This is a genomic window from Parabacteroides sp. Y3-G-102 (genome assembly GCF_023656845.1).
Classification (GTDB): domain Bacteria; phylum Bacteroidota; class Bacteroidia; order Bacteroidales; family Tannerellaceae; genus Parabacteroides; species Parabacteroides distasonis.
This window is the reverse complement of sequence record NZ_JAMOKU010000029.1, coordinates 36971-49689: the sequence shown is the minus strand read 5'-3', so window position 1 is coordinate 49689 and position 12719 is coordinate 36971. Positions and strand designations below refer to the sequence as shown.

Sequence of the window (12719 nt, the reverse complement as noted above, 5' to 3'; positions counted from 1 at the left end):
TCTATTCCTCTTAATTAAATCTATATCATTGAAAATGACAAATACTACTTTAAATTTGGAAGAACTACTCTGTGGTGTAAACGAGCTAGTCGATACGCTTTGGATCGTCACATTAGGTAATGAAAAGGTTGAGATAATCAAAGATTCGATGACTCCCGAAAGGGAAGGAGAATGTTTGGATTATACAGAACTTTGCCAGACTTACATTCAAGAATATGTATATCCTGCGGATTTAGGGAAATGGGAGGAGATCTTATCCTTGAATTCATTGCGGCAAATGGCGGCTAGCGGCGTAGCGAATAAGAAGTTCGACATGCGTTTCTGTAATGATTTGTTTGGTTTTGAGTGGCATGAGGCTTTTATTCGTATCTTGAAAGATAAGAGTGGAATTCCGGATCGTATCATTCTTTCCAGCCGTTATGTGAATCATTGCCGCAAGGCACAGATCGTAGAGGCTGCCGTTCAGACTGAGTATGATTATGTCGTTTATATAGAGGCAAACACGAATAGCTATGTCATGTATACTTCCAATCGTGAAAGTGGGACGCCGGTCCCCCCGATAGCGAGTAATGACTATGAAAAAGAGGTAGCCGAGTTCCACCACAAATATGTGCCTGAGGATCAGCGAGATGAGTTAACCCGAAATCTTTCCCTAGATCATGTCTTATCTGTCTTACGAAATTCCCGTGAGTATGTCTTGTTCTGTCAGGTGATGGAGAATGGCGTTTTTAGGGATAAGAAGATGCGTTTTAGCTTTTTCGATAAGGAGAGGAATATACTTCTTTTGACCCGGACCGATATTATGGAGGTTCGTGAGGAAGAGCGGCAAAGGCAATTACTTCAAGATGCCCTACAAGTGGCTAAATCGGCAAATCAGGCTAAATCGGATTTCTTATCCCGTATGAGCCATGATATACGTACTCCGATGAATGCCATTATCGGTATGACCACTATCGCCAGTATGCATATCGACGATCGGGAGCGTATAGTAGATTGCTTGAAGAAGATTATGGTTTCTTCCAAATTGTTATTGAACTTGATCAATGAGGTCTTGGATATGTCTAAGGTAGAGAGCGGACATATTTTGCTGACAGACGAGGAGTTCGATATGGGCGAGTTATTGCAAAGCGTAATTACTATGGTTCAGACTTCGGTCAGTCAGAAGTTTCAGGATTTCCGGGTTCACTTGTTTCAAGTCAAACATGAAAAGCTGATTGGCGATGTGCAACGGATTCAGCAAGTATTGTTGAATTTGCTGTCGAACGCCATAAAGTATACGCCGGACTATGGGAAAATAACACTTGAGATACGGGAAAAGCCAATTAAAAATGGTAATTATGGTTTATTTGAGGTTACGGTTATAGACAATGGTATCGGAATAAAGCCGGATTTCTTACACAAGGTTTTCGAGCCATTTGAACGTGCGGAAGACGCAACCCTGCGGAATATACAAGGAACCGGCTTAGGCATGGCAATAAGCCGTAATATCGCTCATATGATGAATGGTGAGATTCAGGTGGAGAGTGAATATGGCAAAGGTTCCGTTTTTACATTTACGATGCAGTTGAAATTGCAGGATCAAGGGTGTTTTGAGGATGATCATTTAAGGGATTTACCGGTTCTCGTGGTAGACGATGATATCGTGTGTTGCGAGAACGCATGTATGAGGATTAACGAGATCGGTATGAAAGGCGAGTATGCCATTTCTGGTGAGGAGGCTATCGGGAAAGTAGAGAGGGTACATCATCTTAATGATGACTATTTTGCCGTTATCCTTGATCTGAAAATGCCGGGAATGGATGGGATCGAGACCGCTACCCGTATCCGAAAAGTCGTTGGCCGGGATATTCCGATCATTATTCTTTCCGCTTATGATTGTCCGCATTTTGAGGAAATAGCCCAACGAGCCGGTGTCGATGGATTCATAAGTAAGCCGTTGATGAAATCCAAGTTATTTTATTTGATGAAAAGTTTCGCTATCAAGCAAGAGAAAAAAGAGGAAGAGACGGAGAAGCCTCAATATCCTTTCGGTAACTTTGAGGGTAAGCGGATCTTGCTGGTGGAAGATAATAGCTTGAATAGGGAAATAGCGACTGTGTTACTAGAAGAGACCGGTGCGGTGGTAGAGGAGGCGGAAAATGGCCTTGTCGCGGTGAATATGGTAAAAAACTCTAGTCCGGGATATTATGACTTGGTATTTATGGATATCCAGATGCCGGTCATGAACGGGTACGACTCTACTCGCCATATTCGGGCATTAGAACGTCCGGATATCAAGTCCATGCCGATAATAGCCATGTCTGCGAACGCATTTGCGGAAGACATCAAGTTGTGTAAAGAATCCGGAATGAATGAGCATATCGCTAAGCCGATCGATTTCGGGAAGGTTCTTGAGATCTTAGAGAAGTACTTGTAGATATAAGGATATAAAAAAGGCCGTATCTTAGCTAAGCGCTATCAGATACGGCCTCTTTTTTTGTGTTATTTACTGGATGCCACGTTCTCTCAAACGTTTCTGCCAGTTCCATGCGGATTGCAGGGTGTCGGCTAAAGTCTCCTTGGCGGTCCAACCTAATACCTTATTCGCGTGCTCCGGATTGGCCCATACCTTCTCGATATCCCCTTCACGACGGCCCACGATCTTGTGTGGAACCTTAACGCCTGTTGTCTGCTCGAAGGTATTGATCAGTTCAAGGACAGAAACACCATTGCCGGTACCTAGGTTGAATATCTCGATATGCTCATCAGACTTATTCTCAAGCATACGGTCCATAGCGATTACATGTGCTTTCGCCAAGTCTACGACATTGATATAGTCACGGATGCAAGAACCGTCTGCTGTATCATAATCATCGCCGAATACGCTTAGTTCCTTGCGGATACCCATAGCCGTCTGTGTCAAGTACGGGATCAAGTTCTGGGGAACACCATTCGGCAACTCGCCGATCTCTGTGCTTGGGTGTGCGCCTATCGGGTTGAAGTAGCGCAAGATGATACTCTTGAAAGGCGCTCCTGCGTGGATCGTATCCCGGATAATCTCCTCGTTGATCTGCTTCGTGTTTCCATAAGGAGACATAGCGGGTTTGATCGGGGCATTCTCGGTTACCGGCAAGTTCTCCGGGTCCGGTTGTCCGTATACCGTACAAGAGGAAGAGAATACGATACCTTCGATATTGAATTCAGGCATCATCTCCAACAAGTTCACCAAAGTGACAATATTATTGCGATAATACTTCAAAGGCTGCTGTACGGATTCTCCTACCGCCTTGCTAGCGGCGAACAAGATAATGCCTTTGATGCCCGGATGAGCTTCCAATGCCTTGCGAGTACCTTCCTTATCCTTTAGATCCAATTGGATAAACTCCGGACGGATGCCCGTGATTTTCTCGATACCATCGAGCACCTCGATATTCGAGTTTGACAAATCGTCGATAATGACTACCTCATATCCGGCGTTCTGCAATTCTACTGTGGTGTGTGAGCCGATATAACCGGTTCCGCCCGCTACTAAAATCTTCTTTTTCATTCTAGTGTTCATTTAGATAAGTTTGTTATACGATACCCGAGAATCCCATAAAAGCCATAGCTAGCAAACCGGCCGTTATCAAGGCGATAGGAGTGCCTTTCATGCCTTCCGGAATATGCGTCATGGCTAGTTGCTCCCGAATACCCGCGAAGATAATCAAAGCTAGCGCAAATCCAATAGCGGTCGAGATAGCATATACCACAGATTCCAATAAATTATACTCTTTTTGGATTACAAGGATAGCCACACCCAAGATACAGCAGTTCGTGGTGATCAACGGAAGGAATACGCCCAACGCTTGATAAAGGGCGGGAGAGACCTTCTTCAATATGATTTCCACCATCTGTACCAAGGCGGCGATAATCAGGATAAAACTGATCGTCTGCATGAACCCTAATCCGAAAGCGTCCAATATGTATTTTTGCACGAGGAATGTAACAATCGTGGCGATCGTAAGCACGAACGTAACGGCGGCTCCCATGCCTGCGGCAGTCTCCACTTTCTTAGATACCCCCAAGAACGGACAAATTCCCAAGAACTGTGCCAGTACAACGTTATTAACGAATACGGCGGCGATAAATATCAATATATATTCCATATGATCCGTTTATTATGCTTTACGCAGTTTGTTTACTATTGCTACCAGATAACCCAAGGCGATAAACGCTCCCGGAGCCAATACGAAGATCAACGAACCGTATTCCTCGGGCATCAAGGTTACGTTGAATAACTTACCGGTTCCCAAGAACTCACGGCAAGCGCCCAGCAGCGTAAGAGCCATCGTGAAACCAAGTCCCATTCCGATACCATCAAGGGCCGACGGGATAATTCCGTTCTTTGCGGCGAAAGCCTCGGCACGTCCTAGTACGATACAGTTTACCACGATCAACGGGATAAATAATCCCAAGCTAGCGTATAAAGCCGGGACGAACGCTTCCATGCACATCTGCACTACGGTCACGAACGTCGCGATCACAACGATATATCCCGGGATACGCACCAAGTCGGGGATTACGTTTTTCAAGGCGGAGATCACGATATTCGAGCAAATCAATACGAACATCGTAGCCAATCCCATACTCATGCCGTTGATGGCCGAAGAGGTCGTTCCCAAGGTCGGACACATACCTAACAGTAATACAAATGTCGGGTTCTCCGTGATGATACCATTCATCAATATTTTTAGATTACTCATTGTTCTGTCCTCCCTTTTTATTTGTTATCAGTTGAAGTGGCACCCGTTAATCCGTCTACGCCTGCGAATGCGCTATACGCACGGTTCACGGCATCGAGGAACGCACGGCTGGAGATGGTCGCTGCCGTGATAGCGTCCACGTCGCCACCATCTTTTGTTACTTTTAAGCCTCCGTCCGGAATCGTACGTCCCAAGACACTTTGCTTGTTCTTGTCCGCACGGAACCATTCTTGCATCTTGGCTCCCAAACCCGGAGTCTCGGCGTGTTGCAATACGGAATAGTTCAAGATCTTGCCATCCATATCGAAACCTACGATAACCCGTATCTCACCGCTAAAGCCTTTTTTCGTATTACTCTCTACGGCTCCGCCAACGACTTGTCCGCCTTTCTTGGCAGGATAAATCTTGAGGGAATCACCATCGGAGGAGACGGCCATATAGACGTCCTCAGTCGGTTTGTTGTCGAACTCGGGAGCAACGGCTTTAATCGCTTCCTCCAAGGCGGTCGCTTTAGCTACCGCTATAGGGCCGGCGGTAAACTGGTTCACTCCGGCTAGGATCGCCCCTGCTACCAAGCAAATGCCTGTTAGTGAAAGGAGCATATTGGGTAATGTTGATTTTAATTTTGCCATGCTTACTTTCCTCCGAAATGTTTAGGTTTGATATAGCTGTTGATTAGCGGAGTAAATGCGTTCATGATCAGGATAGCGAACGACATACCTTCCGGGTAAGACCCGAACAAACGGATCACCGTGGTAAGGATTCCGATTCCCACGCCGTAGACAAGCATTCCGTTCTTGCTCATCGGTGAGGTTACGTAGTCGGTCGCCATAAAGATGGAGCCTAATAACAAACCGCCGGATAATAAGTGAACAAACGGGCTGGCGTATTGTACCGGATTCACCAAGTGCATGATGCCCGTGAATACGAATACGGTAGCCAAGATGGATACCGGGATCTGCCAAGTGATGATCTTTTTCCATAGCATGAATAAAAGACCGAGGATCAAGGCCACGGCGCTCACTTCACCGAGACTACCTCCCATAGCTCCTACAAGCATGTTCCCGTAAGACGGAAGCTCGGTCACGCCTTCGTTCATCAACGACAATACCGTTGCGCCGGTCTGGGCATCCGTATAAGTCATCGGGAAAACGTTCAAGGCATCTACCACCGGCCAAGTCGTCATCTGTGCCGGGAAGGAGATCAATAAGAATACACGTCCGACTAACGCCGGATTGAAAATATTATTACCTAATCCACCGAAAGACATCTTGCCGATGCCGATCGCCGCCAACGCTCCGATAATAATGATCCAGACCGGAAGGTTGGAAGGTAGGTTGAAGGCCAGCAATACACCTGTCAGGATAGCGGAGCCATCGCAAAGGGTCGGTTCCTTTTTCATCAGGAATCGCTGGATCAAATACTCGAATATCATACAGGCCAAAACCGATACGACCGTAACGATCAACGCTCCCAGACCGAAGAAATAGAGGGATACCAAGAAAGCCGGGATAAGGGCAATCAGTACACCATACATATTTTTGCTTATGCTGTCGCCACCATGGATGTGGGGCGAGGGCGATACGTATAAATTATTTTCCATGTTGCTCTTGTTTTATGACTTTCTAGACCGGATAATACCCATAACTTTTCCTTTACCCAACCGGATCTGATCCAGCAACGGACGGTTGGCCGGACAGGTATAACTACACGACCCGCACTCGATACAGTCGGTGATATAGTTCTTCTCCGCCAATTCCCAATTCTGGAATTCCGTGGCGTTCATCAATAGGGTAGGGTTTAATCCCATCGGGCAGACACCTACGCATTTGGCGCAACGGATGCAATCCCGGATCGGCTTGCGGACAGACTCCTCTTTCGTCAGTAATAAAACGCCGGAGCTTCCTTTGCAAACCGGCACCTCGGCGCTGATCAACGCTTTACCCATCATCGGTCCGCCACCGATAATCTTACCCGTATTCTCGGGCAGGCCACCTGCGGCCTCGATCAAGCAACTGATCGGGGTTCCCATACGAACCAAGAAATTGGAAGGATTAGCTACCGCCTTACCCGTGATCGTCACCACACGCTCGAACAACGGTTTGTTCTTTTGTACCGCCTCGTAAACGGCATAAGCAGTTCCTACGTTCTGTACCACGGCACCCGCCGAGATAGGAAGCGCACCGCTTTTTACCTGACGGCGAATAACGGCGTCGATCAATTGTTTCTCGCCTCCTTGCGGATATTGTACCTTAAGCGGCATGATCTCTATACCTTTATAATTTACCGCCAACTTTTGCAGATGGGCGATAGCGTCCGGCTTGTTATTCTCGATACCGATCACGGCCTTGTTCACGTTGACCGCTTTCATTAGGATCGTGACACCGACTAGGATTTGCTCGCCTTTCTCCAGCATCAACGAATGGTCGGAAGTAAGATAAGGCTCACACTCCACGGCGTTGATGATTACGATCTCTGCCTTGTTTCCGGGAGGCGGCATCAATTTCACCTGCGTAGGGAAAGTCGCTCCACCCAGACCGACGATACCGGAAGCGGCGATCTTATCCACGATTTCCTTGGAAGACAGCGCACACTCCTTCACTAAGGTCTCGCTGCGGTCGATCGTCTCTTCCCATTCATCACCTTCCACATCTATATAGATAGCGGGACGTTTGTATCCGCTAGCGTCGAGAGCGTTATCTATCTTGTTCACTTTGCCGGATACGGAAGAGTGGATGTTCGCTGATACGAAACCACCCGCCTTGGCTAGCAATGTACCCACCTTTACCAGATCCCCTTTCTTCACCACGGCCTGCGCCGGGGCGCCGATATGCTGGCTGAGGGGGATAATCACCTGTTTAGGCGTAGCGAGAGCCGTAATTTTCTTACCGGCAGACAGTTTATTCTCGGGGGGATGTATACCTCCGATTCGAAATGTCCTTAGCATACTATTAGATTTTAATTTAGATTTGTTTTTTCTTCACTTGTAGCTTTCGGAGCGGCTTCCGGTTTCACGGTAGCCTCTGCCTTCGGCGCCGGTTTCACGGTCTCCGCTTTCGGAGCGGGAGCGGCTTCCTTGCGAGGAGGGAAATTCAGCTCATGAATAGCTCCTGTCGGACATACAGCCACGCATTTGCGGCACATCCGGCACTTCGTATAATCGATATAAGCTACGTTGTTTGTTACGGTGATCGCCTCGAACGGACATTCCTTGGCGCATTTGCCACAGCCGATACAAGCGTTGGCGCAAGCCTTGCGGGCGGCGGCTCCCTTATCTTTATTTACGCAAGACACGTAAATCCGGCGTGATTTAGGTCCTTTCTTTCTCAACTCGATGATACTCTTCGGGCAAGCCTTCACGCAAGCGCCGCATGAAGTGCATTTTTCCTCGTCCACCTCGGCGATTCCCGTAGCCGGGTTGATGTGGATCGCGTCGAAAGCGCAGGCGTTCACACAGTCGCCATAACCTAGGCAACCGAAAGAACAATTCGTCTCGCCTCCGTAAAGGGTAGAGGCGATGGCGCAACTTTTCGTTCCATCATAAGAGTTTGTACGTGGACGGGCCTGACAAGTTCCGTTGCAACGGACAACGGCTACCATGGGTTCGGTTGTACCCGCCTCTTTACCCAGTATCGTAGCGACCTTGGCCATGACCGGGCCACCACCAACGGGGCAGAGCAATCCGTCTAATGAGTCAGCTTTTACGCAAGCGCCCGCGAATCCGGCGCAACCCGGATAACCGCAACCTCCACAGTTCGCCCCGGGAAGGACTTCCTGTACTTGCGCGATGCGAGGATCTTCGTAGACTTCAAATTTCTTGGAAGCAGCGTAGAGGAAAACCGCTCCGACCGCCCCGATTGCTCCTAATGAAATAACGGCAATTAAAATCATGATATATTATCAATTAAGTTTTTTCAAAGTAAATATAAATCGTCTTTTTAGTTTGTCACGCATTAAGTATAGTATACAGTAATAAGGCAGTAAAAGCGATAAACCGGTTAACCCGCTTGTGGTCTCGTCCCATTGTAGATTCGTACCGATCACGATGGCCCCTACGACTATCACCAAAGGAATGACAAATGCCAGCAATACGGCCTGAAGCCCCATGGAATTTTGTCCGCATATTATCACTTCCTCGTTAATGCGAAACCGTCCCGACCGATCGGGTACCTCAATGATCTTATCCTTTTTCTCGGATGCCGAGCACATAGACTGTGCGTGGCATCCCGAGCATGCGGATTGTTGGGTAATGCGGACGAAGACGGTGTCACCATCGATCTTCTCTACAAATCCTGTATGATTTATACTTTCGCTCATATTTGTAATCTCGACATTGCAAAATCAAGGCAAAAGTAAGTATAATTTAGAAACTATGTCACGATTAACAAAGTTTATTATTCGAAATCTTAAATCCTAGCTTACCATTTGTAATTAAAACCGAAACTTAACAACTCATTAAGCTGGAAATAACTCTTGTTATCCTCTGTTTTTTCCACTCCATCGTCGTATCTAAGGTGAAAATAGATACGTGTGGAGAAAAAGCGGCTGATGGCCAGAACCAAGGTATTCTCGAACTCCCCGATGGTATGATCGCCATAAGTGGTAAAGAAATAAAGACGGGATTGCCAGCTTACGTTACGGTTGAAATCAAAGGCGAGGTCTGCACGGATCGTGGAACCTATTTGGCTTAGCTTGTTATTGAACTCACCGGTTTCCTCGTTTTTCTTGAAACCGTGACGGCTATAATCGATCTCTTGTGTCGTATACATATATGTATAGGAGATCGGCGCCAAGTTGGTGCTGAATTTAACCTTCTTATGCTTGTCGGTAAATTGTTTCTCCAGCTCGTATTTCATACCGAGACCGAAGTTGATAGAGAACGGGGCAAGGAACGCGGCCTGTTTGATGTGCTCGTTCTCTTGATAGTTAGTGAAGAACTGGGTCTTGAACTCAGCGTCGAACGTATAGTACCATTTGTTGAACGCTTGGTAGCCGACGTTGCTGTGTATACGGAATACGTCGTCACCGATCTTATAGTTCCTTAAGGTATCCTTCGGTGCCGTATATACGCTGGCTTTGAATTCCAGTTCGTTCGTTACTTGTACCTTATCTTTCTTATAGTCGTATTTTAAATTGTTCTTGGTGAACAGGTTCAAGTTACTACTTCCACCCTTGTACCAGTTCTCCGAAACGTAGTTCTGGGAGAATTGGACGGCGCTCTCGAAGGCCGATATCCAGTATCTCCGCTCCGGGATAAAGCGAGCGGGAGCGTCTACGTCCTCAAAATTGGCATCAGCCTCCACCTTGATCGGCAAGTCCTCATAAATATTCTTCTTGATGAATTTAGGTTTGATCACCTCATTGGGCAGATCCCTCTCGGAGTAGCGGAAATAAGTCGGGTAATTGTTCTGCACATATTTGTAAGCCATCTCCTCGAACTGTTTGTTTCGCTCCAGATCTTTGAAGATGGAGTCTGTCCGGTATAAGTTATCATAGGGAGTCCTCTCCTTCAATGAATCGAAGTTGTAGAATATCAAGTTCTTGGGTAGATAATCTCCCCGGAAAACGATCGGCATGAATAAAGGGTTTACGATCACGGTGTCTCGGAAGGTCATCGTATTATCGAAAGCCGTGGAGGCGTCTCGTACCAGACGGGCCCAATACATCGCCTCGTCCGAGATCTCCAGTTCGTCTTTTTTCAAGAAACGCAGTAAATTCGTGCTTGGGGCCAAGGGCGCCGAGTAAGTCTTGTTTTGTTTCTCGAATTGTTTACGAATGTCTACGATGTTGTCTAATTCCTCTTCGCCAAGATTGATCGCAGGAATCGTATCATCCGATACGACTTGCTGTGCGGGACGTTGAACTATCGTTCCGGTAACTAGTTGGTTCTCTTGGCTGTATGCCGAGCTCCCAATTAGTGAAAGTAATAATAGCGCATACACACCATGCCTCTTCATCATCATAATACCTTATTTACATCTATTAGTTGTAGTGGTCGCAAAATTAGCTAAAAAGAATGATATACAACATACGATTTGATATTTATCTGGGTAAAAGTTACGATCACTGAGGCAAAGCAGGTGTGTCTAGCGAGGCTTATACGGACTTGCCTCAGTACTCCGCAGGAAGTACTGGAATACTTCGGTCAAAGTACTTCAGTACTTCCTGCGGAGTACCGAAGTAATTCCATGAGAAGTACTGTCTTTAGTGCCGTGCTTCGGGTCGGGAATCGGAAGAGTCCTGCCGAAGCACGGGTCAGTTCTGGAGATATTCAGCGAGAAATAAAAACATTAAATTTGGCATGTCTCGATGAAAATCGCTAACTTTGCGGTTTCGAAATGCAGGTGTGCAATTAAAAAGATAACTAAAATATTACTATCGTGGCAGATACAAAGTACATTTTCGTTACAGGCGGCGTGGTCTCTTCCTTAGGTAAGGGAATTATTTCCGCTTCTTTAGGTAAGCTCCTTCAAGCAAGAGGTTACAAGGTTACTATCCAAAAATTTGATCCTTACATCAACATCGATCCGGGTACGTTGAACCCTTATGAGCATGGGGAATGTTACGTGACCGTTGATGGACATGAGGCTGACTTGGACTTGGGCCATTACGAGCGTTTCTTGAATGTCCAGACTACCCGTGCGAATAATATCACTACCGGACGTATCTATCAAAGCGTGATCAACAAGGAGCGTAAGGGGGATTATCTGGGTAAGACGGTGCAGGTGGTACCTCATATCACGGATGAGATCAAGCGTAATGTGAAATTATTGGGTAGCAAGTATAAATTTGACTTCGTGATCACCGAGATCGGTGGTACGGTGGGTGATATCGAGTCTCTGCCTTTCATAGAGAGCGTTCGCCAGTTGAAATGGGAGCTGGGTAAGAACTGCCTTTGCGTACATCTTACTTATGTGCCTTATATCGCGGCGGCGAAAGAGTATAAGACGAAGCCTACGCAACATTCCGTGAAGCAATTGCAGGAGTTAGGCATCCAGCCGGACGTGTTGGTTTTACGTACGGAGCATGAGCTGAATGCGAACTTGTTACGTAAGGTGGCGTTGTTCTGTAACGTGGCCGAGGATTCCGTGATCCAGTCGATCGACGTACCGACGATCTACGAGGTTCCTTTGGTATTGCAACGCCAGAAGATGGACGAGGTGGTCTTGCGTAAGGTCGGTATGGAAGTCGGCCCGACTCCGGAGTTGAAGCCTTGGAAGGAATTCCTTGCCTTGAAGAGCACGGCTACGGATACGGTGAAGATCGGTTTGGTAGGTAAATACGTGGAATTGCAAGACGCTTATAAGTCGATCGACGAGTCTTTGTTGCAAGCCGCTATTTACAATCATCATAAACTGGATTTGCATTTGTTCCATTCGGAGAAATTAAATAACGAGAACGCCGCCGAGCAATTGAAGGATATGGATGGTATCTTGATCGCCCCCGGATTCGGGCAGAGAGGTATCGAGGGTAAGTTTGCCGCTATCAAATACGCTCGTGAGCATGATGTCCCTTGCTTGGGCATCTGCTTGGGTATGCAGTGCATGGTGATAGAGTTTGCCCGTGACGTATTAGGTTTGGCGGATGCCAACTCTACGGAGATGGAGCCGAATACGGCACATAAGGTGATCGACTTGATGGAGGAGCAGAAGAACGTTACCAATATGGGAGGTTCCATGCGTTTGGGTGCTTACGACTGTACGCTGAAAGAGGGCTCCAAGGTATTGGAGGCATACGGCAAGGAGCATATCCAAGAGCGTCATCGCCATCGTTTCGAGTTCAACAACGAGTATAAGAAGCAATATGAGGCCGCCGGTATGATGTGTACGGGTGAGAATCCGGAGACAAATCTGGTAGAGGTGGTAGAGATCCCCGCCTTGAAATGGTTCGTGGGCGTTCAATATCATCCGGAGTACAACAGTACCGTGGTGAATCCGAATCCTCTTTTCCTCAGCTTCGTGAAAGCTGCTATCGAAAATAAAAAATAATTGGTGATAA

The 12719-nt window shown here is 46.9% G+C and carries 11 protein-coding genes; 2 read left to right on the top strand and 9 right to left on the bottom strand.

What is annotated here, in order from left to right; all coding sequences use genetic code 11:
* The first annotated feature begins 34 nt into the window (after positions 1–34).
* Positions 35–2416 (top strand): hybrid sensor histidine kinase/response regulator, encoded by a 2382-nt coding sequence (locus NBH16_RS14970; RefSeq protein ID WP_250788823.1) that lies wholly within the window; start codon positions 35–37, stop codon positions 2414–2416.
* Positions 2417–2485: 69 nt separating this feature from the next.
* Here the strand turns inward: NBH16_RS14970 and galE are convergent, their stop codons facing one another.
* The 9 genes from galE to NBH16_RS14925 form a co-directional block, all read right to left on the bottom strand.
* The gene (gene galE, locus NBH16_RS14965) at positions 2486–3526 is read right to left on the bottom strand and encodes a UDP-glucose 4-epimerase GalE (protein WP_250788822.1); all 1041 of its coding nucleotides are present in this window, start codon (positions 3524–3526) and stop codon (positions 2486–2488) included.
* A 25-nt stretch (positions 3527–3551) separates the two neighbouring features.
* Positions 3552–4124, bottom strand: a complete 573-nt coding sequence (rsxA, locus tag NBH16_RS14960) for an electron transport complex subunit RsxA (protein WP_158532476.1) — start codon at positions 4122–4124, stop codon at positions 3552–3554.
* Between the two features lie 12 nt (positions 4125–4136).
* Complete coding sequence (locus NBH16_RS14955; RefSeq protein ID WP_008771709.1) at positions 4137–4721, bottom strand: RnfABCDGE type electron transport complex subunit E; 585 nt, start codon at positions 4719–4721, stop codon at positions 4137–4139.
* A gap of 17 nt (positions 4722–4738) precedes the next feature.
* On the bottom strand, positions 4739–5353 hold the full coding sequence (locus NBH16_RS14950; protein ID WP_008771710.1) for an RnfABCDGE type electron transport complex subunit G: 615 nt from the start codon (positions 5351–5353) through the stop codon (positions 4739–4741).
* A gap of 2 nt (positions 5354–5355) precedes the next feature.
* A complete protein-coding gene (locus NBH16_RS14945; protein ID WP_005855664.1) occupies positions 5356–6324 on the bottom strand; it encodes an RnfABCDGE type electron transport complex subunit D in 969 nt (322 codons plus the stop codon).
* Between the two features lie 12 nt (positions 6325–6336).
* Positions 6337–7668, bottom strand: a complete 1332-nt coding sequence (gene rsxC / locus NBH16_RS14940) for an electron transport complex subunit RsxC (protein WP_005865372.1) — start codon at positions 7666–7668, stop codon at positions 6337–6339.
* Between the two features lie 11 nt (positions 7669–7679).
* Entirely contained in the window at positions 7680–8612 is a 933-nt protein-coding gene (locus NBH16_RS14935; RefSeq protein WP_172514325.1) for a Fe-S cluster domain-containing protein, read from the bottom strand.
* 9 nt (positions 8613–8621) lie between these two features.
* Positions 8622–9038: a SoxR reducing system RseC family protein gene (locus NBH16_RS14930; protein ID WP_005865376.1), complete on the bottom strand. Its 417-nt coding sequence runs from the start codon at positions 9036–9038 to the stop codon at positions 8622–8624.
* A 101-nt stretch (positions 9039–9139) separates the two neighbouring features.
* Positions 9140–10684: a DUF3078 domain-containing protein gene (locus NBH16_RS14925; protein ID WP_121962406.1), complete on the bottom strand. Its 1545-nt coding sequence runs from the start codon at positions 10682–10684 to the stop codon at positions 9140–9142.
* A 417-nt stretch (positions 10685–11101) separates the two neighbouring features.
* Between NBH16_RS14925 and pyrG the strand changes: the two genes are divergently transcribed.
* Positions 11102–12709: a CTP synthase gene (pyrG, locus tag NBH16_RS14920; RefSeq protein ID WP_005865380.1), complete on the top strand. Its 1608-nt coding sequence runs from the start codon at positions 11102–11104 to the stop codon at positions 12707–12709.
* Positions 12710–12719 lie beyond the last annotated feature (10 nt).

Bases quoted from the DNA above. Each gene is read 5' to 3' on its own strand.
- NBH16_RS14970 (WP_250788823.1), top strand. From the start codon at position 35: ATGACAAATACTACTTTAAATTTGGAAGAACTACTCTGTGGTGTAAAC.
- galE (WP_250788822.1), bottom strand. From the start codon at position 3,526: ATGAAAAAGAAGATTTTAGTAGCGGGCGGAACCGGTTATATCGGCTCA.
- rsxA (WP_158532476.1), bottom strand. From the start codon at position 4,124: ATGGAATATATATTGATATTTATCGCCGCCGTATTCGTTAATAACGTT.
- NBH16_RS14955 (WP_008771709.1), bottom strand. From the start codon at position 4,721: ATGAGTAATCTAAAAATATTGATGAATGGTATCATCACGGAGAACCCG.
- NBH16_RS14950 (WP_008771710.1), bottom strand. From the start codon at position 5,353: ATGGCAAAATTAAAATCAACATTACCCAATATGCTCCTTTCACTAACA.
- NBH16_RS14945 (WP_005855664.1), bottom strand. From the start codon at position 6,324: ATGGAAAATAATTTATACGTATCGCCCTCGCCCCACATCCATGGTGGC.
- rsxC (WP_005865372.1), bottom strand. From the start codon at position 7,668: ATGCTAAGGACATTTCGAATCGGAGGTATACATCCCCCCGAGAATAAA.
- NBH16_RS14935 (WP_172514325.1), bottom strand. From the start codon at position 8,612: ATGATTTTAATTGCCGTTATTTCATTAGGAGCAATCGGGGCGGTCGGA.
- NBH16_RS14930 (WP_005865376.1), bottom strand. From the start codon at position 9,038: ATGAGCGAAAGTATAAATCATACAGGATTTGTAGAGAAGATCGATGGT.
- NBH16_RS14925 (WP_121962406.1), bottom strand. From the start codon at position 10,684: ATGATGATGAAGAGGCATGGTGTGTATGCGCTATTATTACTTTCACTA.